The sequence below is a fragment of the Jatrophihabitans sp. genome (assembly GCF_035474675.1).
In the GTDB taxonomy this organism is placed as follows: Bacteria; Actinomycetota; Actinomycetes; order Mycobacteriales; family Jatrophihabitantaceae; genus Jatrophihabitans_A.
In genome coordinates this window covers 38,868-63,316 of the sequence record NZ_DATINC010000085.1, presented here as the reverse complement: position 1 = coordinate 63,316, position 24,449 = coordinate 38,868, and the positions used below count along the sequence as shown (strand labels likewise).

Annotated in this window: 21 protein-coding genes; 9 read left to right on the top strand and 12 right to left on the bottom strand. The window is 71.2% G+C overall.

Annotated features, from left to right (window positions below):
* Positions 1-176 precede the first annotated feature (176 nt).
* Genes VLJ82_RS10670 through VLJ82_RS10660 form a run of 3 tightly spaced genes read left to right on the top strand, consistent with a single transcriptional unit; the run spans position 177 to position 4,429 of the window.
* A complete protein-coding gene (locus VLJ82_RS10670) occupies positions 177-2,510 on the top strand; it encodes an ArnT family glycosyltransferase (RefSeq protein WP_408663326.1) in 2,334 nt (777 codons plus the stop codon).
* Positions 2,507-3,343 (top strand): hypothetical protein, encoded by an 837-nt coding sequence (locus tag VLJ82_RS10665; RefSeq protein WP_408663325.1) that lies wholly within the window; start codon positions 2,507-2,509, stop codon positions 3,341-3,343. The genes VLJ82_RS10670 and VLJ82_RS10665 overlap by 4 nt, the downstream gene beginning before the upstream one ends.
* Positions 3,344-3,349: 6 nt before the next feature.
* On the top strand, positions 3,350-4,429 hold the full coding sequence (locus tag VLJ82_RS10660) for a hypothetical protein (protein WP_408663324.1): 1,080 nt from the start codon (positions 3,350-3,352) through the stop codon (positions 4,427-4,429).
* Positions 4,430-4,457: 28 nt separating this feature from the next.
* Here VLJ82_RS10660 and VLJ82_RS10655 read toward each other — a convergent pair whose 3' ends face one another.
* A complete protein-coding gene (locus VLJ82_RS10655; RefSeq protein ID WP_408663323.1) occupies positions 4,458-5,354 on the bottom strand; it encodes a metallophosphoesterase family protein in 897 nt (298 codons plus the stop codon).
* A gap of 372 nt (positions 5,355-5,726) precedes the next feature.
* Here VLJ82_RS10655 and VLJ82_RS10650 point away from each other — a divergent pair, with 372 nt between their 5' ends.
* From VLJ82_RS10650 to VLJ82_RS10640, 3 genes are read left to right on the top strand one after another with little or no spacing between them, the layout of a single operon-like run.
* Positions 5,727-9,224: a fibronectin type III domain-containing protein gene (locus tag VLJ82_RS10650; protein WP_408663322.1), complete on the top strand. Its 3,498-nt coding sequence runs from the start codon at positions 5,727-5,729 to the stop codon at positions 9,222-9,224.
* Between the two features lie 48 nt (positions 9,225-9,272).
* Positions 9,273-9,812 carry a GNAT family N-acetyltransferase gene (locus tag VLJ82_RS10645; protein ID WP_408663321.1) on the top strand — a complete coding sequence of 180 codons (540 nt, stop codon included), beginning with the start codon at positions 9,273-9,275 and terminating at the stop codon, positions 9,810-9,812.
* The gene (locus tag VLJ82_RS10640; protein ID WP_408663320.1) at positions 9,809-10,999 is read left to right on the top strand and encodes a cytochrome P450; all 1,191 of its coding nucleotides are present in this window, start codon (positions 9,809-9,811) and stop codon (positions 10,997-10,999) included. The genes VLJ82_RS10645 and VLJ82_RS10640 overlap by 4 nt, the downstream gene beginning before the upstream one ends.
* Before the next feature lie 8 nt (positions 11,000-11,007).
* Here the strand turns inward: VLJ82_RS10640 and VLJ82_RS10635 are convergent, their stop codons facing one another.
* The 10 genes from VLJ82_RS10635 to VLJ82_RS10590 form a co-directional block, all read right to left on the bottom strand.
* Positions 11,008-11,601 carry a hypothetical protein gene (locus VLJ82_RS10635; RefSeq protein WP_408663319.1) on the bottom strand — a complete coding sequence of 198 codons (594 nt, stop codon included), beginning with the start codon at positions 11,599-11,601 and terminating at the stop codon, positions 11,008-11,010.
* A gap of 76 nt (positions 11,602-11,677) precedes the next feature.
* On the bottom strand, positions 11,678-12,538 hold the full coding sequence (locus VLJ82_RS10630) for a DUF692 family multinuclear iron-containing protein (protein WP_408663318.1): 861 nt from the start codon (positions 12,536-12,538) through the stop codon (positions 11,678-11,680).
* A gap of 1 nt (position 12,539) precedes the next feature.
* Positions 12,540-14,201, bottom strand: a complete 1,662-nt coding sequence (locus VLJ82_RS10625; RefSeq protein WP_408663317.1) for a B12-binding domain-containing radical SAM protein — start codon at positions 14,199-14,201, stop codon at positions 12,540-12,542.
* Positions 14,194-14,430, bottom strand: a complete 237-nt coding sequence (locus tag VLJ82_RS10620) for a hypothetical protein (protein ID WP_408663316.1) — start codon at positions 14,428-14,430, stop codon at positions 14,194-14,196. The genes VLJ82_RS10625 and VLJ82_RS10620 overlap by 8 nt, the downstream gene beginning before the upstream one ends.
* 16 nt (positions 14,431-14,446) lie before the next feature.
* On the bottom strand, positions 14,447-14,686 hold the full coding sequence (locus VLJ82_RS10615; RefSeq protein WP_408663315.1) for a hypothetical protein: 240 nt from the start codon (positions 14,684-14,686) through the stop codon (positions 14,447-14,449).
* On the bottom strand, positions 14,676-14,948 hold the full coding sequence (locus VLJ82_RS10610) for a hypothetical protein (protein ID WP_408663314.1): 273 nt from the start codon (positions 14,946-14,948) through the stop codon (positions 14,676-14,678). Before VLJ82_RS10610 ends, VLJ82_RS10615 begins: the two co-directional genes overlap by 11 nt.
* A gap of 104 nt (positions 14,949-15,052) precedes the next feature.
* Positions 15,053-15,619, bottom strand: a complete 567-nt coding sequence (locus VLJ82_RS10605) for a hypothetical protein (RefSeq protein ID WP_408663313.1) — start codon at positions 15,617-15,619, stop codon at positions 15,053-15,055.
* Positions 15,612-16,505 carry a phytanoyl-CoA dioxygenase family protein gene (locus VLJ82_RS10600; RefSeq protein WP_408663312.1) on the bottom strand — a complete coding sequence of 298 codons (894 nt, stop codon included), beginning with the start codon at positions 16,503-16,505 and terminating at the stop codon, positions 15,612-15,614. The genes VLJ82_RS10605 and VLJ82_RS10600 overlap by 8 nt, the downstream gene beginning before the upstream one ends.
* Positions 16,502-17,686 (bottom strand): amidohydrolase family protein, encoded by a 1,185-nt coding sequence (locus VLJ82_RS10595; protein ID WP_408663311.1) that lies wholly within the window; start codon positions 17,684-17,686, stop codon positions 16,502-16,504. Before VLJ82_RS10595 ends, VLJ82_RS10600 begins: the two co-directional genes overlap by 4 nt.
* A 393-nt stretch (positions 17,687-18,079) precedes the next feature.
* On the bottom strand, positions 18,080-19,678 hold the full coding sequence (locus VLJ82_RS10590) for a M20/M25/M40 family metallo-hydrolase (protein ID WP_408663310.1): 1,599 nt from the start codon (positions 19,676-19,678) through the stop codon (positions 18,080-18,082).
* Between the two features lie 347 nt (positions 19,679-20,025).
* Here VLJ82_RS10590 and VLJ82_RS10585 point away from each other — a divergent pair, with 347 nt between their 5' ends.
* Positions 20,026-20,553 (top strand): hypothetical protein, encoded by a 528-nt coding sequence (locus VLJ82_RS10585; RefSeq protein WP_408663309.1) that lies wholly within the window; start codon positions 20,026-20,028, stop codon positions 20,551-20,553.
* A 97-nt stretch (positions 20,554-20,650) separates the two neighbouring features.
* On the opposite strand, the gene VLJ82_RS10580 is transcribed toward VLJ82_RS10585, so the two are convergent.
* On the bottom strand, positions 20,651-21,955 hold the full coding sequence (locus VLJ82_RS10580) for an aspartate aminotransferase family protein (protein WP_408663308.1): 1,305 nt from the start codon (positions 21,953-21,955) through the stop codon (positions 20,651-20,653).
* A 259-nt stretch (positions 21,956-22,214) separates the two neighbouring features.
* Between VLJ82_RS10580 and VLJ82_RS10575 the strand changes: the two genes are divergently transcribed.
* On the top strand, positions 22,215-23,909 hold the full coding sequence (locus tag VLJ82_RS10575) for a S8 family serine peptidase (RefSeq protein WP_408663307.1): 1,695 nt from the start codon (positions 22,215-22,217) through the stop codon (positions 23,907-23,909).
* Between the two features lie 272 nt (positions 23,910-24,181).
* On the top strand, positions 24,182-24,412 hold the full coding sequence (locus VLJ82_RS10570) for a hypothetical protein (protein WP_408663306.1): 231 nt from the start codon (positions 24,182-24,184) through the stop codon (positions 24,410-24,412).
* Positions 24,413-24,449: the final 37 nt, after the last annotated feature.

Genomic DNA, 24,449 nt, shown 5'->3' with positions numbered 1-24,449 from the left:
TGTAACCACGTGCACCGCGGGGGTCAGGCCCGCGGATGCCTCGTGGCCGGGGGCAACATGGCACAGCCCAGGACGACGTCGAGTCAGCGAACGGCCGACCAGCCCGCGGTGAGCTGCGGGCTCGTGGCGAGCGTGGCCGAGGACGAAGCGGCGGCCCGGTGCGATCCGAGCCCCAGATGAGCCTCGCGACAACCCTGCATGCCTTCCAGCCGCAACGTCCGAGACCAGCGGGGGATTCTCTTGTCCCCCGGCCGGACCTGCTCGGTGTCGCCGCGGTGGCCGGCCTTGCGGCGCTGGCGGCGATGGTCCGGCTGTGGCGGCTGAGCGACGTCGGTTTCCGGGGCGACGAGGCGGTCTACGCCGGCCAGGCGGAACTGCTGGCACACATCGGCGGAATGGACCGGTGGTTCATCCTGGCCTCCCGGGGCAACTCGAACTTCCTTGTCTATCAATGGTTCGTCGCCGTGGTCTACCGGGTGTTCGGAGTATCCGACACCGCGGCGCGGGTCGTGAGCGCCACGTTCAGCGTCCTCACAGTGGTTCTCGTCTACCTGATCGGGCAGCTGCTGTACGGGCGCGCAAGCGGATTCCTCGCGGGCGTGATCCTCGCGGTGAGCGGATACGCCGTCGAGCTGGGACGGCTGGCATTACTTGACTCGACCGTAACATTCTTTGTCACTTTGACCATGTTTTGCTTGCTGAAATGGCATCTCACCGGGCGAACCCGGTGGTTGGCGGCGGTCGGCATCACGACCGCGATCGCCACCCAGACCAAGGTGACCAGCGTTCTGCTGGTGCCGATCATCGTCGGTTTCCTGCTGCTCACCGGCGACTGGCGGCGGCTGCGGTTGCCAGCGGTCGTCGGGGCGCTGCTGCTGAGCGTGCCCGCGCTCACCCCGTTCGTCCTGCAGGTCGTGGTCGATCACGCCGAGCTGGCGACCTTCCTGTCCGCCAGCACGAAGCGTGCCAGTGACGTCGCCTGGTACTTCTACCTCAACCAGTTGTGGCAGGCCGAGGGCCTGTTGATGTGCGCGGTCCTCGGGCTCGGCGTGCTGTCGGCCGTGCTGCGGCTGGACGCCGGCGACCTGCTGCCCTCGACCTGGCTGGTGGCGTTCGCCCTCTTCCTGCAGCTATACCCGCTCAAGGGTTTCAACTACCTGCTGCCGGTGCTCCCGCCGCTGGCCCTGCTGGCCGGCCGGTCCCTGCACGACCTGCTGGCCCGGCTGAGCCGGCTGGCCCGCAACGCGCACCTGCTGCTGGGCACCCGGCCGGTAGCCCTGGGTACCGCCTGCCTGGCATTGCTGATCTGCCTGACCCAGGCACCGGCGGTGAACGCCGCCATGACGAATGCGGACTCGGCCGGCCTGCGCGAGGCGGCCTACTGGTTGCGGGCGCACGGCGCGCAACGGGCCGGCGTGCTGGCGCTGTCGCACGGCTCCGGCCAGTACGTGCTGTCCTTCTACGGCGGCATCGACTCCTATCCGTACGGAAAGTTCCGGATCGCGACCGTGCTGCCGGGCGGCCAGCTGGTGCACACCACCGCCCGGCGCAACCAGGTACCCCTCGACTGGGTCGATGTCTGGCCGGCCCGGCTGATCCGGCAGGGGCGGGTGTCCTACCTGGTGTACAACACCGCGTCGCTCGATGACCCGCCCGAGCAGAACCAGGTGGCCGGCACCGTGACCCAACAGCGGTTCCGGTCGCTCATCCAGAACTTCGGCGGCAGGCTGGTCCACGTCGTCTACTGGCATCACGAAGCCCGGGTCTACATCTACCGGGTGAGCAAGAAGGCCGCCACGCCAGCACTTCGCACCACGATCGTCGGCCGGCACGTCCTGCTGACGGCCACCGGGCTGGTCGCCGACTCCCCGGTCACGGTGAGCTATCACGGCGCCGTGGTCGCCCACGGCAGAACCGATGCCGACGGCACCTCGACCGTCAGCCTGCCGATACCCGACCCCGGGCAGCCCCAGTACCACGTCGTGGTGACGGACGCGGAGGGCACCACGGTCTCGGCAACCGGCCTGCCGTCCAGCAAGCTGGTGTACGCGGTCAGGGGTGATCTGGTCCAGGTGGCCGGCGTCCGGTTCACGCCGTACAGCAAGATCAGGCTCACCTACGGCCTGACCGACATCGGAACGACGACCGCCCAGCCCGACGGCACCTTCCGCTGGTCCTTCCACCTTCCGAGCACCACGCACACCCGGTACCGCATCCGGGCCAGGGACACCGACGGCCATGTCGCGTGGGCCGTCGGGCTCCGGCCCCCCTCGCTGGCCTTCGTCGAAACGGCCAACAGGGCCAGGGTGACCGGCACCCACTACCTGCCGAACGCCGTCATCCGGCTCAGCTACCACGCGCACCTGGTCGCGACCGTCCGCAGCGACGGCGCCGGAGCGTTCTCCGCCACCTTCGCCGTGCCACCGGAGGCGTTGCCGGCCTTCCAGCTCACGGCTGTCGACCCCATCGGGCGCCGGGCAAGCGTGACCGGGCTGGTGTACCTCCGATGAGAGCCGCCCACCGGCAAGGGATCATCCTCAGCGTGGGGCTGGTCGCGGTGATCGCCAGCCTGACCGCGTTCTCGCTCGGCCACCGGGCGCACCGCACGGCACCGCCGTGGCTGCCCAACGTCGTCAGCTGCCGGGCCGAGCCGATGGCACACGTGCACGACCCCGCACGACTCGACGTGCGGGGCAACTGCGCGACCGTGAGCGGCACGGTCAAGAGCGTGCAGCTGGTGCCGGCCTACGACGATCTCAAGATCACCCTCACCCCGGACGCGCGGCTGATGCCCTTCCTGCCCAAGGCGAATCAGGGCGTCCTGATCGCCGACCTGATCGCCACCGACCAGGCCAGCGTGATGATTCCGCCGGTCGGCAGCCGCATCACCGCCTGGGGCGCCTGGGTATTCGACAAGGCTTCCCGGACCACCCAGTTGCTGCCGACCTATCACGTCAACGTCGACCAGACGCAGACGGCCACCGGTGTGCTGTCCGGGCACTCGGAGGAGAAGCGCGGACCGCCGCCGCGCCGGAGCCTGCGACTGTCGGTGAGCGCGCCGCGCCGGGTCGAGGTGGGTGGCCGGATCGATGTGACGATCCAGGCCAACTGGTTGCAGGACCGGGTGCTGGTGCCCGCCTCGGAGATCCGGCTGTTCGTCGAGATGACCACCCAGGACGGTCGCGGCGTCCGCTGGAAGGCGACCATGACCCATACCAGTGGGCTGGCGGTCCTGCACCTGGTCGCGATCCAGGTGCCGGCGACCTACACGTTGACCGTCTACGCGGCGCCGTCCCGGCAGCCGGTGTCGGCCGTGACGGTCGTCGACGTCGTCCGGGCCTGAGCGCCGATGCGCAGCGCCGGACGCCGGCGACGCTGGCTGCTGGCAGTCGCCCTGGCCGTCGCCACCGGATGCCATCACCCGGCCGCCCCCACCGCGTCCGGGTCACTGCCCGCGCCGACCGGTTCGGAGCCGTCGCGAGCCGCCGGTGCCACGCCGCCGCCCAGCGTGGCATGGCTTACCGGCGCGCTCGAGAACGTGGGGCTGGCAACTGCGAGATTCGGGCTCCACGACGATCTGGGCTGCCCGATGGCGACCTTGAAGATCGTCGACTCCGAGGACGGCTACCTCGGCGTGTACCACTGCCTGCTGGCGGGCCGGTACCGGGTCCGGCTGGCCAGATCCACCGACCTCGCGCACTGGACCTACCAGGCCGAACTGGACTCCCACGCGTCCCAGCCCACCCTGGCGCGGCTGCCGGACGGCTCCTTCGTGCTGGCGGTCGAGGCCGACAACGGCGGCGGTACGGGAGCGGGGCGCCGCTGGCTGCGCTTCCGGCACTATTCCGGCCCGGCCGCACTGTTCGCCGCACACCCCGACCGGACCTTCGACGCACCGCACACCCTGACGGCCCCGGACCGGGGCGCGGAAGGAACCCCGAACATCTATTCCGCCCGGCTCGCCCAGGGCAGCACGGCATCCCGGATAACGGTCGGCTTCCACTACCTCTCCCAGGGCCTGGACCGCCAGGCCCGTGGCGAGCTGACCGATTTCCGCGTGTGGTCGGCCCGGCCCGCGAAGGGCTTGGACGCGGCACTGACCAAGGCGGGCCTGCCGGGAAAGCACGGAGACCGGGATGCGCTGACGCTCGGCTCGACGACGGTGACCGTGCTGGAGGCGCAGGACGGTGAGAACCGTTACTGGCACATCGCCCTGTCGAGGACGCCGAACACCGCCGTCGCGCTGCACATCCGGACTCCGGGCCGGAGCAGCTCCATCGCCAACCCCACCGTGAGCCTGATGCGGCTACCGACCGGGCAACCCGGCCTGGTCGTGACCATGTACCTGCCACGTACCGGCGCGGCCCGCAAGGAGGCCGGTGAGCTGATCTACTTCAGGCCGTTGCCCGGCTACGACGACCAGTCGTGATCCTTCGGGAGTTGCGAGGTGTTCGCCGTCAACGCCGGTTCTGCGCACCTGCCGGCGAGTGGCACTCGCCGTGGCCGCGGTCGGTGAACTTCCCGGCAATGGGAACGAACTCCCAGTCATAGCCGTCCGGGTGCAGGGTCAGCTCCAGGACCCCGAAGGTGGCGCTGCGCACCTCGCTGTTCGGCTTCGGGGCATGCAGCGGCAGCAGGCTCTTGCCACCGGTACCCACCACGAACTCGCGAATCCCGTCGGCGGCCGGCTGCCCGGTCGGGGTCTGGGGGGCGAACCGCTCGTAGTCGTGATCATGGCCGTTGAGCACGATCTCGACGCCCGCGGCATAGAGGTCCTGCCAGAACTGCTGGTAGGCGACGTTGTCGCCGTGACCGCCGGAGCTGAACCGCGGCTGGTGCCAGAACGCCAGGGTGCAGCCTGCCGGGTGTGCCTGCAGATCGCCGCGCAGCCAGCGCTCCTGCGCCGATCCCGCGCCGCAGCCGCCCGCCGCGGCACATTCGCTGTTGAGCGCGATCAGATGCCACCCGCCCACGTCGAAGCTGTAGTAGGGATGCCGCGGATCCCCGGCAGCCGCCCCGAAGTACTGGAAGAACCCGTCCCCGCCGGACTTGTACTCGTGATTGCCCGGCGCCGGGTGGGTGATGGACAGCACCCGCCCCCAGGTCGGCCCGTACTGGGTCTGGAAACTCTTCAGCCGGCCTTCGACGTACTGCTCGTCGCCGAGGGTCAGCACGGCCGCCAGTGGCCGTCGCAGCAGCAGGTCCGAGGTCGCCTTCTGCTGGCAGGTATCGGCGCTGACCTGCCCGCCGGGCTCGCAGGCGATGTCTCCGGCGGCCGCGATCACCGGGTCCGGCGCCGGTCGGTGGTCATCCGTGCGCAGCGTGCATGCGGTCCCGACCAGCGCCGGGGTCACCAGGACTGCCAGGACTTGGCGTCGCAGACGGCAACCGCTCGCATCAGACACCGGCACACTCCGCTCCAGCCGAACCCATGGGTGCCGTCCGGCCATGAATGTCTGTCGAGCATAGGAGAAACAGCGGCCGCTGGTCTTCCGCGAGCGCCGGAACGTTCGTAGCATCTGTTGCTAGGCGCGAGCTGCCCGGCAGAGACTCAGCGGTCCGGAGATGCCCGCCAGCAGGGCCGGTCCGAAGCGAGCAGACGAGAAGCGCCTGCATTCCCCACCCCGCAGCAGCGTCGGAAACGCCCCACGCCAGCGGGGCGTCGGTCTTCGGGGGGTAGGACCGTCATGCGCAGATCATCCAGGCGTACCAGTCGGTGGACGAGCATGGTGGGGGTTGTCCTCGCCGCCCTTTTCGCCGGTTGGCTCGGCGCGCTGCCCGGCGGCCCGGCGGCCCGCGTCGCCACCGCAGCGACCGGTGATCCGGTGCTGGTGGTCGGCGGCGACATCGCCTGCCCGCCAGGAGCGACCGTCACCGCGACCAACTGCGGCCAGGGCAAGACCGGTGCCGTGCTCGCCTCGCTGAATCCGAGCTACGTGCTGCCGCTGGGCGACAGCCAGTACGACACCGGTTCGGCTGCCGAGTACGCCGGCTCCTACGACCTGACCGGCTGGGGAGCCGCCAAGGGCATCAGCCGGCCGGCGGCCGGAAACCACGAGTACCGCACCAGCGGCGCCACCGGGTACTACAACTACTTCGGACCGAACGCCGGCGATCCCGCGAAGGGCTACTACTCCTGGGACGCCGTCGGGCCGAACAACAGCTTCCGCTGGCACCTGATCTCGCTGAACAGCGAGTGCACGGTGCTCGGCGGCGGCAGCATCACCGCCGGGTGCGGTGCCGGGTCCAGCCAGGAAGCCTGGTTGAAGGCAGACCTGGCCGCGAACTCCAACGTCTGCACGATCGCCTACTGGCACCGGCCGCGGTTCTCCTCCAGCACCACCACCCCGTCCTCGACGACGTACACGGCGTTCTGGAACGACCTGTACAACGCCGGCGCCGACATCGTCCTGAACGGGCACGCCCACGACTACGAGCGCTTCGAGCCGCAGACCGGGGCCGGCGTCGCCGACCCGGCGCGGGGCCTGCGGGAGTTCGTCGTCGGCTCCGGCGGCGACGACTTCCAGACGCTGGGACCGCCGATCGCCAATTCCGCGATAGCCAACTCCAGCGCCTTCGGCGTCCTGGCGTTGACGCTGCATGCCACCAGCTATGACTGGAAGTTCGTCCCGGCGGCCGGGTACTCCCTCACCGACACGGGCTCGGGCACCTGCCACGCCGCGCCGGCGATCGACCCCACGCCACCGAGCACGCCGGCGAACGTCGTCGGCACCGCCGCCTCGGCCAACCAGGTCAGCCTGTCGTGGAATGCCAGCACCGACAATATGGGCGTCACCAACTACACCATCTACCGCGGGGCCAACGGTGCCACCCCGAGCCTGCTGGCCAGCACCACCAGCAACGCGACCTCCTACACCGACACCTCGGTGATCGCGACCACCACCTACACCTACCAGGTCCAGGCAGGCGATGCCGCCGGCAACGCCTCGGCGATGTCGGCCCCGGCGACGGTGACCACCCCGGCGAGCAGCGACACCACGCCACCCAGCGCACCCACCAACCTGGTCACCGAGCCGGTCTTCTACGACGAGGTCGACCTCGGCTGGACAGCCAGCACCGACAGCGGCACCGGGGTCAGCGGCTACCGCGTCTACCGTCGCGGGCCTGGCGAGAGCGCGTTCACCCTGCTGGCCACCACCACCGGCGCGGGCCAGAACAGCTATCCCGACCTGACGGTCAATCCGGGTTCGGCGTACTCCTACTACGTCAGCGCCTATGACGGCGGGAACAACGTCTCCAGCCCGTCGGTAACGGTCACCGCCTCGACGCCGCCGGGCCCGGTCTCGCACACCTACTCCTTCCCGGCCGCCGGCGACGCGACCATCCAGCAGGCCAACCCGACCACGCCCGGCGGCAGCAGCTCGCCGTTGGTGGTCGACAACTCCCCGGTCTCCGACGCCCTGCTGAAGTTCAACGTGACCGGGGCCGGCTGCGACACCCTGGCCAGCGCGAAGCTGACGCTCGTCAACGCCGCGAACGGCTCGGTCAAGGGCGGCGACTTCTACACCAGCGGCCCGTTTCCCGAGAGCACCGTGTCGTGGAGCACCGCGCCGACCCGGGGCACGCTGCTGAACTCACTCGCGTCGGTGTCCTCGGGTTCGAGCGTGTCGGTCGACGTCACCCAGGGCACGCCGCTCAACGGCGAGGCCGACTTCCGGGTGGCCACCACCAGCACCGACGGGGTCAACTACTACTCGCGGGAGGCCACCACCAGCAGCAGGCGGCCCATGCTGACCATCGTGTGCACCCAGGTGCAGGTACCCGACAGCACGCCGCCCTCGGCACCGGCCAACCTGCGCTCGACGAGCACCGCCAGCGGCGAGGTGGACCTCGCCTGGGACGCCAGCACCGACAACGTCGCGGTCAGCGAGTACCACCTTTACCGCGACGGTGCCCAGATCGGCATCGTGCCGGCCGGCTCGCTGACCTACCAGGACACCACGGTGGCTGCCAGCACCAGCTACAGCTACACGGTCCGGGCCTTCGACACGGCCGGGAACCCTTCTGCCGCCAGCACTCCGCTGACGGTGACGACGCCTGCGGTGGGCACGCCGCCGGCACCGCCGGCGAACCTGGCCGCCACGCCGAGCGGCTCGTCGGTGGCGTTGAGCTGGACGGCCAGTCCCGACCCGAGCGTGACCGGCTACAACGTCTACCGGGCGCCGCACGGCCAGCCGCTGGCACTGCTCGGGTCCTCGGGTAGCGCCAGCTACCTCGACAGCGGCGTGCCGGCTGGCAGCTACGACTACGCCGTCACCGCGGTCGCCACCGGCAGCCCGGAGTCGGCCCGGTCCAACGTCGTGACCGTCACCGTCCAGGGGTCGGGGGTGGCCGCGCCGACCGGCCTGACCGCCACTGCCACCGGCACCACCTCGGTGCATCTGAGCTGGACGGCCAGCACCAGTTCGGGCGTCACCGGCTACAACATCTACCGCGGTCCGCACGCCGGCACCCTGAGCATGATCGGTTCGTCTCCCGGCACCGCGGCGGACGACCTGACCGCGAGCCCCAGCACCGGCTACGACTACGCGGTCACGGCGGTCACCGCATCGGCCGAGTCGCCCCGGTCGGGCATCGCGACCGTCACCACCCCGGGCATCACCGCCGGCCCGGCCAGGCTCACCCAGGTGACCACCGCGGCGACGACCTGGACGGTGGGCATGCCGGCGTTCGCCGCCGGGGACTTCGTGGTGATCTGGGTGGGCAACAACCTCGGCTCGACGGCCGGCACGCCCGCCTCGTCCGGCTGGACCAGCCAGCTGATGGTGAACGAGTCCTCCGGGCTGAAGGGATCCTTCCTGACCCGGCGGATGGCTGCCGGTGACCCCGCCTCGATTCCGGTCACCTTCGCCAACCCCACCCTCGGCGTCGCGGCCGCGGCCGCGTTCAGCGGGGTGAACGTGGCTACTCCCGTCGATGCCAAGGGTGGCCAGGCCGAGGCCTCGACCACCGCGGTGACCTCGCACTCGACTCCCTCGGTGACGACCACTACCGCCAATGACGTGCTGGTGGCCGGGTTCACCACCGACAACGCCGCCACCTGGACCTCGGCGGGCACCGAGCTGGCCGACGCGGTCGCGGGCAGCCTCAGTGCCGCGCTGTACTACTCCGGCCCGGTCGCTGCCGGCGCCCAGGGCGCGACCGGCACCGCGACCCTGGCCAGCGTCAAGGCGGTGTCTGGCCTGCTCGCCCTGCGGCCCTGAGGCCGGCACGGCTACGCCGCTGGCCTGAGCGGCGTGCAGAATGAGCCGGTGTCCGAGCCTGCCGTGCACCCGAGCGGCGCTGCCGTCCGCGCCGGGGTCGAAGCCGACCTGCCGCTGCTGGCCGGCATCGAGGTGGCAGCCGACGCGCAGTACGCCGACGCGGGCCACCCGGAACTCGCCGATGGCTCGAGCATTCCGGAGCCGGTGGCCCGCAAGGCCGTCGAGCAGGGCCGACTGGCGGTCGCGACGGTGGCGGGCCGGCCGGTGGGGTGGGTGTACTGGGGCCGGGTAGGCGGCGAGCTGTCGATCGGGCAGATCTGCGTCAGCCCGGCACACGGCCGGCGGGGGATCGGTACGGCGCTGCTGCGGTACGTGCTGGACCGGGCAGCCGAGGCGGGCGAGCCGGCGGTGGTGCTCAACACCCAGTCCGACGTGGCCTGGAACCGGCCGTGGTACGAGAAGCACGGCTTCGCCGTGGTGCCGGAACCGGACTGGACCGAGGGCATGCGGGTGGTGACGGAGCAGCAGGCCGCCGACGGGCTGGACTGGTCCAGCCGGGTGCACATGCGGCGCCGGCTCGCCGGATGAGCCGGCCGACGGACGGCTGCCCGGACGCCGGCCAGCTGGTGGCCTCCGGCGTGCATCCGGGGCCGGCGGACTACCTGGCCCGGTGTGCCGACTGGCGCGCCCGGGCCCCGCTGGCCGCGATCGAGCACCGGCAGTTCGGGTCCTTCGCCGCGGTGCTCAGCCACTCGCTGGTGGACCAGGTCGCCCGCGATGACCGGCGGTTCAGCCATGGACCGCGCAGCATGCTGCAGGAGCCGGCCGGCCCGCTGCCGGCCGGGGCGCCGCGGTCCCTTATCGACGTGGACGGGGCCGAGCACCGGATGTTGCGGGCGTTGGTCGCCGAGCCGTTCTCGCCGGCCGCGGTCCGCGGGCTGCGTGGACCGGTCGCCGAGCTCGCCCGCTACGCAGTGGCCCGTGCGGTGCGCGCCGGCCGCCCGGTGGACCTGGTCGCCGAGCTCGCCATGCCGTACGCGCTGCGGGGCCTGATGCTCGCGCTGGGCCTGCCGGCCGCCGAGACGGGCTGGATCAACCGGCTCACCACCGAGCCGTTCAGCCGGGACGGCCGGGCCAAGCTCGGCTACCTGGACCGGTTGCTGCAGCAGCTGGCAGGCGCACCGGGTCGGGCGCCGCTGTCCGCGCTGCTGGCCGCCGAGCGCACCGTCGGCCGGGCCCAGCAGGTGATGCTGCTGCTGACACTGCTCACCGCCGGCCACGAGACCACCGGTGCCGCGGCGGCCAGTGGCCTGCGCTGCCTGATGGACCGGCCGGAGCTGCTGACCCGGCTGGCCACGGCGGCCCCGGACGAGGCGGACGGCCTGCTCGCCCGGATCACGGAGGAGATCCTGCGGACCGCCACCCCGATCACCGGCTTCGTGCGGACCGCAGCCGTCGACGCGGAGCTGGCAGGCCTGCCGGTGCCGGCTGGCCAGCGGCTGTGGCTGTGCTTCCCGGCGGCCAACGCCGACGGGGGCGCCTTCCCCGACCCGGACGCCTTCGACCCGGACCGGCCCGCCGTCCGGCACCTCGGCTTCGGTGCCGGCAGCCACCACTGCCTGGGCGCCGGGCTCGCCCGGATGCAGCTCAGCGAACTGGTGCGCGCGGTGGCCGGCGCCGCCGTCCGGCTGGTCCCAGCCGGGCCGCCGCGCTACTACCAGCACCATTTCCTGCGCCGCTACACCGAGCTGCCCGCGCTACTGCGGGCCGGGTAGCGCGGGGATCAGCCGGCCAGTACCCGGATCCGGCCGGAACCGTCCCGGTAGGCGGTCACCGTTCCCGGACCGCCCAGCGGCACCACCTCGCGCAGCAGGGCTGAGGTGGCCGACCGGGCCAGCAGGAAGTCCACCGCGCGGATGGCGCGGGGCAGGTCGAACGGCGCGGCCAGCACCCAGGCCGGTGCAGCCGGCGGCACTGGCAGCAGCGCGCGTTCCTCGGCGCTGGCTGGGCGGGCGATGCCGTCCCGGCCCCGGCTTAGCTGCTCGAAAGCGAACACCCATTGCAGCAAGGGCAGTTCCCGGCCGGCGAGCCAGCCGGTCAGGCCCGTCTCGATCGCGTCGCTGATGGAGCCCGCATGCTCGGCCAGTAGCGGTATCCCGCACGCAACGGCATGCACCAGCTGGTCGCCGGCATGCGCCTGGGCCAGCGCCGTGGTGCGCGGCCAGCCGGTGTGCAGCAGCCGGGCGATGTCGAGGATCCGGCGGCTGCGTTCGGCCAGGAACCGGGCCCGGTTCGCCGGCGGCACCGGTGGCTCGGCGTCGACGTCGTAGAAGGCGGTGAAGAGCTGCCGGTAGCGCTCGACCAGGGTGTCGGTCACGCTTTTGCCTGCTCTTCGCGCGAGCGCTCATCGCTTCGATTCGCTCCGGTCCGCCGGCGCTCGCTGCGATCCTCGCTCATGCCGTCACCGGCGCCGGCTCGGCGACGGCGAGCAGCTCGGCCACCCGGGTCACGCTGGCGGCCACCACCGCCTCGGACGCGCCGTCCTGTTCCAGGCAGGCCGCGACCCCGGGCGGGGCGTACCGCAGCGCCTGCTCCACCCAGTCCAGCTGGCCGGCCGGCAGTGCCGCCGGGTGCTGGTCGATCCAGGTCGGCCGGTCGCCCAGGTCTACCAGCTGGAAGCCGGAGATGTGCAGCTCGCGCACCCGCGGCCAGCCCGGCCAGCCGGCCCGCAGCTCGATCGGGGTGTCGGTATTGAGGTGGTAGCCGATCAGGTGCCCGCTGTCCAGGATGATGCCGCAGTCGGCCGCCTCGGCCACCGCCGCCAGGTACTGCCACATGTCCAGCTCACCCTCGGCGTAGTGCACCGGAGGGTTCTCCACGTGGAACGGCCGGCCGAGCAGTTCGCGGCACCGGACCACGTTGGCGGCCGACCGCTCGGCGCTCTCGGCGGTCAGCAGCGGCGGCAGGTGGTGCAGGCCCAGCGACATCCGCTGCCACACCCAGACGCCGAGATCCTCCTCGTACCAGCGGGCGTCCAGGGCGTCGCCGAGCCGCTTGAGCCCGGCCAGCTGCTCCGGGTCGAGGTCGGTGGACAGATTGATGTCGATGGCGTGCACCACCACCGGCCAGCCGCACTCGGCCAGCAGGCCGGGCAGCTCCTCCGGCACGATGTCGTCATGGCGGATGCCGAGGTTGACGTAGCCGACCCGGGCCAGCACCTCGTCGCCGGCCAGCCGCCCCCGGCACACCCCGGCCACGTTGTCCAGAGTCAGCCCGACCCCAAGGCCGAGACCTCCCGCCGCTGCCGAGGTCATCTCAGGCCACCGGCTCGGGCAACGGGTCGAGCCGCAGCGGCGTGGAATCGGCAAGCGCCAGCACCGCGTCCGCGGCGAAGCTCCGCTCGGCCAGCCACGGCAGTGCCTGCGCGGCCGTGGTCGCTGAGGAGTCCTCGCACAATTGCCGGAGCACCTTGAAGGGCACGTGCCGGAGCAGGAAGATCTGCAGCCGGGCCAGCTGCCGGTCGAGCGGGCCGGTGTCCGGGCCGGCCGCGAACCGGCGCAGCTCGTTGATCCGGCTGCGGATGGCCGGCAGGTGGTTCGCCACGAAATCCCCCACGAACGCCTGGTAGATCCGCTGGATCTGCGGATCGGCGAACAGGCTGCCTGGATCGGGCAGCTCGTCCGGGTCGAATGGCCGGCCGGCCCGGCGCTCGAACTCCGCCCGCACCGGCGTGCCGGGGTAGAGCTCCAACGCGTTGGTGTAGTGGTCGAAGTACTCCTCGTCCAGCAATCGGGCGTCGGCCAGGAAGGCCAGGTTCTCCATCAGCTGCGGCACCGTCTGGTCCGGGTAGAACATGATGTAGTCCAAGCCGAGTTCCAGCCGGTTGCGCTGGACCAGCTCGACCGCCTGCCGGTTGCGCTGGACGGACACCCGTTTGTTCAGGAACCGCAACTGCTCGGGCGAGCCCGACTCGATGCCCATCTCGATCGCCCGCAGGCCGCGTTCCACCAGCCACGGCAGGTCCTCGCCCATGGCGAGCAGGAAGCCCACGGTCGAGGAGGTGCTCCAGGTGACGCCGGGCAGCCGGTCGGCCAGCGCGCCGATCAGCTCACGCACCCGATCGGCCGAGACGAAGAAGTTGGCGTCCATGAAGTACACGTGCTCGAACCCGCTGCGCCGGTGCTCGGCGGCCAACCATTCCACCAGGGTGGCGGTGGGAGCCGCCCGCCAGCCGCCGGGCATCGCGATGATCGCGCAGAAACTGCACTTCTGCGGGCAACTGCGGCTGCTCACCAGCGCCACCGCCCGACGTACCCGGCCCTCCCTGCGGTCGGTGAACACCAGCGGCTGCCCGTCGTGCAGCACCGGGCACCGGAACGGGTCGGTCCAGTCCTGCACCGGCAGCGGCGGGGCGGCCGGGTTGGTCCGGACGCCGCCGCCGGAAAGCCACCCGACTCCCGGATGCTCGCGCGCCGCGGTGAGGTCGCCGGCCAGCACGCCCCGCACGATTGCGAGCATCGGTGTCTCGCCGTCGCCGGATACCGAGAAGTCGAACACCGACCCCCAGCGCTGGACGAAGCCGGGCCAGCTCAAGGTGACGTGCGGGCCGCCGGCCACGAAGACCGCCCCGGGCAGCAGCCGGCGCAGCTCGCGGGCCCAGCCGACCACCTCGTGCACGTGGCTGCTGTAGATCGGGAAGCCGACCACGGCCGGCGCCAACTCGGCCAGGCACGCCCGGGCCCGGGCCCGGCTGGCCGGGCTGGAGCCGAAGTTGAGCACGCTGGCCTCGACCTGCTCGCCGAGCTGGGTCTGCAGGTAACTGGCCACCGTCATGGCCCCGATCGGATGCACCTGCGACGGCGGCCCGCCGAGCGGGCTGGCCACCAGGGCCACTCGCAGCGGGGTGGCGTGCCGGCCTACCGGGTCGGCGGATCCGGGATCGGGCAGCCCGGTACCGGGCACGGCTGGCTCAGCCAACGCGGGCTCGACGGAAGCTTTCGCGGGCGGCGTCGGGGCTGTCCACCGGTACGAACAGGGTCGGGTAACGGGCCAGCACCTCAGCGGCGCGCTCGGTCAGGCAGGTGGCCAGCAGCTGGTTCAGCATGTCGATCTCCAGCCGGTGGGTGCGGACTCCGTCGTCGAGATAGCCGAAACCGAGGTCGGTGACGAACCGGACCTGCGCGCCGAACGCGGCACACTGCGGCACCGCGGCCGGCCGCGGGTCAGCCCGCCGGCCAGCTGTGCTGGCTGCGGAAGACGAGGGAGTAGGGCTTGCCGTCGATGTCGACGTCCTCCAGCCGCCAGATCCCGGCGTCGAAGCGCGCCTTCGGGTCGGCAAGCTCGGCGGGGACGTCGGCCCGGGGTAGCAACCGGACGGAGAACATCGCCCGCAGGTCGATGGGCATCTCCAGCTCGCGGTTGGCGGTGGCCGCCGCCCCCGGACTCGGTGGCTCAGCCTTCAAGGTGCTCCCTCTCGGCGCGTTCCGGCTGGGTGTCCAGCACGCCGATGAAGCGGTCGTCGTTGACACCTTCCCAGGTGCGGCCGAACGCGACCACGAAGTCGTCGTCGCCGACGCTCAGTTCCTGCATGCCCCAGATGCCCTCTTCGAAGCGGCCTCGCTCGGTGGCGAGCTTCTCCGGCAGGTCACCCTTGCGGAACAGGTTGGCACGGAAGTTGATGCTCAGCTCGACCAGCGACTTGTCGTCTTCGTTTGCCTTTGCCATGTGCTCGCCCTTCGCTCGGGGAGGTGTCAGAACCCACTATGGGGTAGGTCACAGAATCTAGTGAGATGATCATGACCGATCAAGCGCATTCGCGCATCCGGGGGTCAGCCGTTCGCGATCGCGCCGCCCCCGACCGGATAGCGCACCCCCTTGCGCACGAAGGCCGATCGGATCGCCTGGCGGGTGGCGTCCGGCACGCCGGACGGAAAGCCGGAGTCGAAGGCGAGTCTCGGCACCAGGACGACGATCGCCCCGGGACGGGGCCAGTGCCGGGAATGCCGGTCGGGGTAGCTGTCGGCGTGCACCGTGGCGAACCACTCGGTGCCGCCGGCGGGAACCCACCAGCCGGCCCGGTCGAGGAACGGGCCGCCGGGCGGCATGCCGGTGCCGAATGCCGCCACCAGTTCGGTCAGCGCGTTCCGCAGCTCGACGGGTCTGGCGCCGGTCAGCTGCGGAAGCTCCACCGCGAGGGCGAGGTCCGCACCGACCGGGCCGGCCACCAGTTGCCGTGGATCCTCTCCGGTGGTCGCGGACCGGTCGGCTTGCCGGATCGCGAACCGCAACGGCCCCACGAACGGGCACGGCACCTGCCGCAGCGCCGCTTCGATGGCGGCCGCCTCCTCGGCCGGTGGCCGGTGCAGTCGCAGCGGGCTGCCGGGCGCCTCAGCCACCGAGCGGGCCGCCGGCAAGGAATTCCTCGATCCAGGCGCTGCGCCGGCCGTCGGCCGACCAGACAAGCGGGAAGAACGACTCGTGCAGCTCGGTGCTGCCGGCCAGCTTGTAGCGCCCGAACAGGTAGCCGGCGCTGCGGTCGGTGCGCAGCCGGGCGCCGGCGCGCACCCAGTGGATGCCGTAGGCCCGGCGCGGCGCGGGCGAGGAGTTGGGTTGCGACCCGTGCCAGATCCGGCCGTCGAAGAACGCGCCGCCACCGGCCGGCACCTCGACCGTCTCGATCCGCAGCGGGTTGCCGTGCTGCCGCGCGATAGCCTGCACGCCGTCCCGGCCGCGGTGCCGGGAGAACAGCGTCGACTGCTCGCCGTGATCCAGCTCGGGCCAGCGGTGCGAGCCGGCCGCGAACTCCAGGCTGCCGTTGCCGGGCTGCATGTCGTCCAGCGCGATCCAGCAGCTTGCCACGTCCGGGTGATCGAGGGAGGTGAAATACTCGAACTCGCGGTGGTACTCCACCGCCTGCGAGCCCGCCGGCTTGAACCACACGGTGTCCACCGCGAGCCGGACGCCGTCCCAGCCGAACACCGCCGCGGCGAGCTCGCCGAGCGCTGCCGACAACGACACCGCCGCGACCAGCCGGTCGCACTTCCAGGCGTTGACCACGTGGCGCGGCGCCCGGGGATCGGTGGTGCCCGGCCGGTAGTACGCCTCGTCCGGGAACACCCCGGTCTCGTACCGGCGATCCAGCACCTCGTCGAGCCGGGTGCGCAGCAGCGCGGCGGTCGCCGCCGGGACGATCCGGTCTGCGACCGCGAAACCGTCCGCCGCCAGCTGGGACCGCAGGTCGCGGGTCACGTCCAGGCCGCCCAGCGAGGGTGCCTGGCTCATGACCGGACCTCGGCCGGACCGGCGGCCGGGACCGGTGTGCGGACCAGGTCGCGGAAGTTGTCGCAGAAGAAGCGCCGCCGGTCGCCGGCCGGGGTGCCCGCCGCTTCGAAGGAGGCGGCAAACCGCCCGACCGGATCGGCGCCGCCCTCGAAGTGCGGGTAGTCGGTGGAGAACATCAACAGCTCCGGGCCGCACTCGCGCGTCAGCTGCCCGACGTCCTCGAAGTAGAACGGGGTGAAGCGGACCGCCCGGCGCACGTACTCGGTCGGCGTCAGCTGCAGTGTCTGCACCACCGGATCGCGGCGGAACAGGTAGGCGGCCTGGTCGAGCTTGCGCAGGAACGCCGGCACCCAGCCGGCGCCCTGCTCCAGCACCCCGCACCGCAACCGCGGGTGCCGTTCGAAGACGCCGTCCAGGATCAGGCAGGCCAGGAACCGCTCGGCGGTCTGGTGGCTGACCGCGAAGTCCTTCACCGGCAGCGACCCGCCATCCTCGCCGGGCGGTCCGTCCCGCCGCCCGTCGCGGTGGAAGCCGGCCGGCAGCAGCGACCCGCCGCCGATGTGCACGATGACCGGCACGCCGGCCGCCGCGAGCGCGGCCCAGACCGGGTCGAAGTCCGGATGGCTGGGGGAGCGGCCGGTGTAGACGTCGCTGGGCAGGTGCACCGCGGCGATGCCGTCCGCCAGGCAACGCTCTAGCTCGGCCAGCATGTCGGTGGCGGTGCTGAAGGTCAGCGCGCCGACCGGCAGCAACCGGTCGTCGGCGGCGGCGAAGCCAGCCATCGCCCGGTTGTGCCCGGTGACGATCGCTCGGGACTGGTCGGAGTCCAGGCCACCGGCCAGCAACCGCGGCATCACGAACGTCGAGAGCACCAGCTGGGCGGCGATGCCCAGCTCGTCGAGCACCTCGCTGCGCTCGCCGGCATCCAGCGCTCCGGGCGCCAGGCCCGACTTCGGCCCGGCCAGCGCGTTGCGCATGATCGCCGCCCGGCTGCCGGCCTCGGCGAACTGCCGGTGCGCGCCGGCGACGTAGGGCGCCAGCGCGGGAACCCAGTCCGGGATCACCGCCTCAACCGCTGAGTGGTGCGCCGGGTCGACGTAGCCGGCCAGCCATTGCCGGGTCGGCATCAGGTGGCTGTCGGCATCGCAGACCGGCCCGATGCCCAGCTGCGCTGCGTGCATGGCACCCCTCGGGTCGGCGTTGATCAGCCATCCTGGCCGCAGGCCCCATCCCGGTCAAGCCGACCAGCCCGAGTTCCGGCTCCGCCGGGGCCTCGTCCTTGCAGCGGCCCGCCGACCAGGGCGCGCGGAGCGAGTCGAGCGAAAACATCGGCGAGGAGAGCGGGCACGCGGTGATGTACCGCAAGGCCGGTGGGATGCTCTGCCCGGCGAGGTGATGCGCAGGTCACCGAAGCGGGCCGCCCGCTGACCCATCAGTCTCGCGGTCGTGTCGATGGCTCGGCCGATACCTGGATTGACCAGCGTATGGCGATCCGATCCGATGCGCGGCAGGGCAGACGCGACAACGCCCCTCGCCACCGTTGTGACGAGGGGCGCCGCCGCGGACGGCGAGACTCAGGCGAGCGGGGCGCCCTGCTCGCTGCCGCCGAGCGGACCGCCGAAGGTGTGCTCCGGCCCGGCCGGCTCCGGGATGGTGAAGTTGCCGGGCACCTTGACACCCGCAACGCCGTTCACCGTCTGGGTGGAGTGCGCGAAGGTGAAGACCGCGAACGCCACCGCGTCGGTGTTGACCTCGAGAGCGTGGTCGTTGTTGTTGGCGTAGGTGTCACACGGCGAGTGGTAGCACGGGTCGAACTGGGCGTCGGCCACGCCGCCCCAGATGGCCGCCTGCTCGGCGGTCTTGTGTACCTCGGCACCGGTGAACAGCCCGCTGGACGGAATCCCGTTGCTGATGAAGGCCAGGTAGTCGCTGCGGCCGCTGAACAGGGTGTCGTCGTAGGGCTCGCCGCGCAGCGTGTAGAACGACTCGAACAGCCGCTCGATAGCTGCCGACCCGGTCGGGATCGGGATGCCGGCCGGCGCCGGGAAGCTCGACTCGTTGGCGTCGTAGACCATGAAGATGTAGTTCGGCGAGCCGATCATGTCGAAGTTGAGGTACAGCGCGATCCGGTCCAGCTCGGCCTGCGACTGGCTGGCGACCCACTGCGTCGAGCCGATCAGGCCGCCTTCCTCGTTGCCCCACCAGGCGAACCGCACGGTGTTCTCGGGGCGGAGCTTGGACATCGCCTGGGCCACCTCGAGCAGCGCCGCCGAGCCACTGCCGTTGTCGTTGATGCCCGGCCCGGCTGGAACCGAGTCCAGGTGGGCGCCGGCCATCACGACGTTGTCGTTGTTGCGGCCGGGCAGCTCGGCGATGACGTTGAAGGAGTTGCGGGTCACGAAGTCGACCACCACCTGGGCCGTGGAGCCCGCCGCGGCCAGTGCCTGGCCCTGCGCGAAGCTGGCGCCGACCACCGGGATGCCGACCACGTTGGTGCCGCCGAGGGTGCCCAGCACCAGGCCGAGGCGGTCGCCGGCACCCACCGTGTCACCCTGGTTGAAGACGATCACGGCCTCCGCGCCGGCAGCCTCGGCATTGAGCGCCTTGACCGAGAAGTTGCAGCCGCCGCGCTGGATCAGCGCGATGTCGTTCGTCCCGGAGAAGTCCAGGCCGGCGAAGTCGGCCGCCTCGCAGGCACTGGTGTTGAGCCGGTCGCCGGTGAGGTTCACGTCCACCGGGATGACGTTGCCGGTGACGTCGCCCTCGCCGGTTCCGGTGAAGCCGCCGGTCTCGTAGGTCGCCTGCACCGGGGTGAGCTGGCGCAGCAGGGTCTCGGTGGCCTGGTAGGAGAACGGCACCTTCGAGGCGTTCCAGCCGGCCGCGTTCAGCACACCGAGGACGTAGTCCAGGCTTGCCGCGTACCCGGGCGTGCCCTCGGCCCGGGTACCGCCGTGGGCGTCGGCGATGGCCTGCAGCGCCGCCTGGTGCTCGCGCACGCCGTCGAGCCGGACGCATTCCAGGATCTTGTCGTAGGTGTTGTTGGTGCGGCTGTCGCATCCCGACTGTGCGGGTGCCGCACCTGCCGGCCCGGTCGCCAGGCCGGCCATGAGGAGCGCGCCGCCGGACAGCAGCGCGAGTGCGCTCCTGCGGACGGATGGACGGTTGAGAACCACATCTTCTCCTTTGCCTGAAGCCAAAGCTTCGAAGGTCTCGAATGGTTGAGGTGGGTTCGACGCTGGAGAAATGACACCAGGGTCACATCAAGTGCACATGAACATACCCGGCTGCGGGTGAGGCGTACAGGGAGAAGAAGAACGCCCGTGAGCGCCTTGATCCACAATGCGTCGGCAGTTGCGACGCGGGGTGGGGATTAATGATCGCGTCGGGTTTCTCCGGCCCCCCGGTCACCTCGTCACGGTTGGGCCTGAACGGGGTCGAAACGGGTGGCGGCGAGCTGCCCGGGGCGATAATGCACCACCCGCTGAGATATCGGCAGGTCTGACGGACGGGGGTGCACGTCGTGGTGCCAGTCCGGCTCAGCCGTGCCCGCCATCGCCGTCCGGTCGTCGGGGCGGCGGTGCTGGCCACGGCGCTGTGCTGCGCCGGCTGCTTCCTGGGCACCGATCGGGTCTTCGGGTCGCAGCGGATCGGCGTGGAGCTTCTCGGTGGGCGGCCGGCGGTGCTGGTCTACTCCTGTCCCGGTCATCCGGTCACCGCGGTGAGCCTCAAGAAGCACAACATCCACGACATGAACGACGTGGTGTTGTGGCAGATCGAACGGACATCCGCCGCCGGTGACGTGGAGTCGGTGGAGGAGATCCTGATCGGCCAGGCGCCGGCCGGGTACCGGACGGTGGTGCCGCTGAGCTCGCCGCTGCCGGCCACGTCGCTGGACGTCGATGTCGACCGGCGCCGGCCGGACGGCGGGGTGACGTTCAAGGCCGCCAACCTGAGGGAGGGCTCGCTGCGGGTCGACGCGTCCTGGTTCTCCCAGCACTCCTCGGTCGGCCGGGATCGATTTCTCAGTGTCAACCGGAAGAACTGCTGACCCGGCGTGCGCGCCGCCTGGTGGTCCGCCGCCGGCCCGCCGCGGCGCCCGGCGTCCGCCGTCGCCGGGCAAACCGGATAGGCCGGCCGCGCCCGCCTCAGGTGGCGAGCAGCGCGCGCCGCTCGGTGAGGAAGTCCTCGACGGCCGCGCGGAACATCCGGTACTCGGCGTCGCCGATCTCCAGGCTGAGCGCGACCATGCCGCGCCGGGCGAGGTAGCAGCCGCGGTCGAGCATGTCGAGGTGGAACAGCTCGCGCAGCTCGTCGGCCGGCCGGATGTCCCGGGCGGCCGAGATCGGTTCGGCCTGGAAGTGCGCGGTGAGCAGGCTGCCCATCCCGGTCCACTGCAGCCGGGTGCCGGCTCTGGCGCTCAAGGCGTTGAGCTCGTGGCGCAGCCGCTCGCCGCGCCGGAACAGGGCCTCGCTGGCCTCGGCGGGAAACAGCCGGCTCAGCCCGGCGTACCCGGCCGTCATGCTGAACACGTTGTTGTTGAAGGTTCCAGGGTGCTGCACGGCGCCCGGGCTGCTCGGGTCGTAGACCGACATCAGCTCCCGACGGCCACCGAACGCGCCGAAGGTCATGCCGCCGCCGAGGTACTTGCCGAGCGTGGTGAGGTCCGGGGTGATGCCCAGCCGGTGCTGCATGCCACCCACCGACATGCGCGAGGTCATCACCTCGTCGAAGATCAGCACGGCGCCGCTGTCGTCCGCGCCGCGGCGGAGCATGCGCAGGAACGCCGGGTCGGCCGGCACGCAGCCGCCGCTGCCCAGCATCGGCTCGACCAGGATCGCGGCCAGGCCGGCGGCGTACTCCTCGATCCACCGTTCGGTGCCGGCCAGGTCGTTGTAGGTGCCGACCACCCAGCGGTGCGGAACGTTGACCGGCTGGCCGCCACCGCCGAAGGACAGCACCGAGCCGTGGTAGGCGCCGTCGAACACCAGCACCGAGCGGCGGTCGGTGTGCAGAAGCGCGGTGGCCAGTGCCATCAGGTTGGCCTCGGTGCCGGAGTTGGTGAACCGGACCAGCTCTACCGACGGGAAGCGGGCGCACAGCAGCTCGGCCAGCGCGGTCTCGTCCAGGCCGCGGGCGCCGAGGTTCCAGCCGCCGTCCAGGGCTGCCTCGACGGCCTGCCGGATCACCGGGTGGTTGTGGCCGTACAGGCCCGCGGTGTACTCGCCGAGCAGGTCGAGGTAGCGATGCCCGTCGAGGTCGGTCATCCAGCAGCCGGCGCCGCCGGTCATGGTGAGCGGGAACGGGGAGAAGTACAGCGTGCTGCGGGTGTTGCCGCCGGGCATGGCGGCGGTGGCCTCGTCGTGCGCCCGGTGGCTGGCCGGGTTGGCCTCGTGGTAGCGCTGCCGCGCCTGCGCCAGCGCCTCAGCGAGGGTGAGGGTTCCGACGTCCATCTGATTCCTTCCCCGGCCGGCCGGGAAGCCGACTCGCGCGACCTTAGCGGAGGGCTCGCCCATGGGGGTCGTACATTGCGCGCCCGCTCCGGGGGTGATCAGACAGCTACTCCTCGTAGTCAAAGGACCCGTAATCGAGCCGATTTCGGTGGGGAATGGTTACGCAAAGCAACTTGTTGGTAATCGCTTGTAAACAAAGGCTTTACCTGCATATGCTTTGTGTTAAGCAAGCTTCCAACCCTTGTCACGGGAGTCACGGATGAACCCGCATCACAGCTCGGCCGTCAGCCCCCGATGGGATGTGCTGAGCGCCGTCGGAGCAACGGTCGCCGCACTCTGCCTGGCCGCCGGAGGCCCCGCGCCGATCGCATCGGGCACTGCCCCCGCCGCTCACTCCTGGCACCTCGCGTCGCTCGATTTCTCGGGCGGCAAGTGGGGCGACCCGACCGCGGACAGCGTCTCGAAGGACAGCTACGGAAAGAACGCCGCCGAGAAGGACCCCGGCTCGCTCTTCACCATCACCAAGGCGACCCAGGCCCGGGCACTGTGGGGGAAGAAGGACAAGCTGGGCCGGCCGGTGACCGGTCAGGGGGTCGGCGTCGCGGTCATCGACTCGGGCATCAGCCAGGTCGCCGGCCTGGACGCGCCGGGCAAGGTGACCTACGGCCCGGACCTGTCCATCGAGGACAACGGCAGCCTGGCCAACCAGGACACCTTCGGGCACGGCACCTTCATGGCCGGCATCATCGCCGGACGCGGCGCCGGCAACCCGTCGAGTGACCTGGCGAGCGCGCCGGCCAACATCCAGCTCGGCGTGGCGCCGGACGCCAAGCTGCTGGCCATGAAGGTCGCGACCACCGACGGCAGCGCCGACGTCAGCCAGGTCATCGCCGCGCTGGACTGGGTCACCCAGCACCCGGTGCTGCCGGACGGCACGCGGGTCCGGGTGATCAACCTCTCCTACGGCACGGACTCGACGCAGGACTACCGCAACGACCCGCTGGCAGCCGCTGCCGAGAACGCCTGGCAGCACGGCATCGTCGTGGTCACCTCCGTCGGCAACGACGGGGCCGTGGGACGGGTTACTACTCCGGCCAGTGACCCGTACCTGCTGGCCGTGGGCGCGGCCGACAGCGGTGACCGTCTGGACGGCTGGGCCCACGACCACACCAAGCCCGCGTCATACTCCAACGTCGGCAGTGCGAGCCGGCACGCGGACGTGCTGGTACCGGGTACCTCACTCGTCTCGTTGCGGAGTGCCGGAAGCTACATCGACGTCACTCACCCCGAGGGCCTGGTCAGCGGTGACGTCAGCGGCCGGCTCTTCCGCGGCAGCGGCACCAGCCAGGCCGCGGCGGTGCTGTCCGGAGCGGTCGCCGACCTCCTGCAGGCGTACCCGAACCTGACGCCGGACCAGGTGAAGTACGTGCTCACCTCGACCGCCGAGACGGTGAAGGACGCGTCGGTGAACGCGGCCGGCGAGGGCACCATCCGCCTCGGTGCGGCGTTCGACGCGGCGAACAAGCTGCTCGGCACGGACGGCACCGCGGCCACCATGCGGGCTGCGGCCGTGCAGGCCTTCCCTCGGTCCACCGGGCAGGGCTCGCTCGACGCGGCTCGTGGCGGGTCGGTGCTGGTGGACGCGGACGGCAACGACCTGACCGGTGAGATCGACGTGCAGGGCAACGCCTGGGACGCGGCCGCCTGGTGGAACGCGGCGTCGACGCTGACCTCGTGGTCCGGTGGCCAGTGGCTGGGCACCACTTGGACCGGCGACGACTGGTCCACCGACACCGGCTTGAGCTCGGCTCGCTGGTCCTCGGCCCGCTGGTCCTCGGCGCGCTGGTCGTCCGCGGACTGGTCCTCGGCGCGGTGGTCGTCCGCGCGGTGGTCGTCAGCCCGGTGGTCGTCGGCGCGTTGGTCGTCGGCCCGCTGGTCGTCGAACGACTGGTAAGTCACCTCAGGGCCGCGTGGAGGCCGGCATGCCGACGTGCCGGCCTCCACGCTTGTCCGGCGTACAAAGCCCTGCTCAATCAAGGTGTTTCTCGCCGCGCTCGTCGATCTCTTTCCATCTCCATGGGAGATCGAACGAGCTCGACCTCGCTTGGCGCAGTCGAGGCATTTAGAGCAGGTGGCTCTTGGCGCGCTCACCGTTCCGGACAGGCCCCATTCAGGTCCAGCGTGGCGCCAAGCAGCCTCGTCCTTCGTTCGGATCAGAATGGGGCGATGGCTGACACGATCACGTTCCGTCTCGATGAGGACACCGCTCGGGCGCTAGAGGTCTTGACCCAGGACGGCATTTCGATCTCCATGGCGGTGCGCTCCGCGTTGATCGACGCCGCCCGGCGCCAGGCCAAGACCTCGTTGCGCGCAGAAGCTGAAGCGCTCGCTGCGGATGAGCAGGACCGAGCTGAGGCGATGCAGGTGCTGCGTGATATGGAGACGCTGCGTGCGTAGCGAGTAGACCGACTATGAGCAGGCTCAGTGAGGTGCT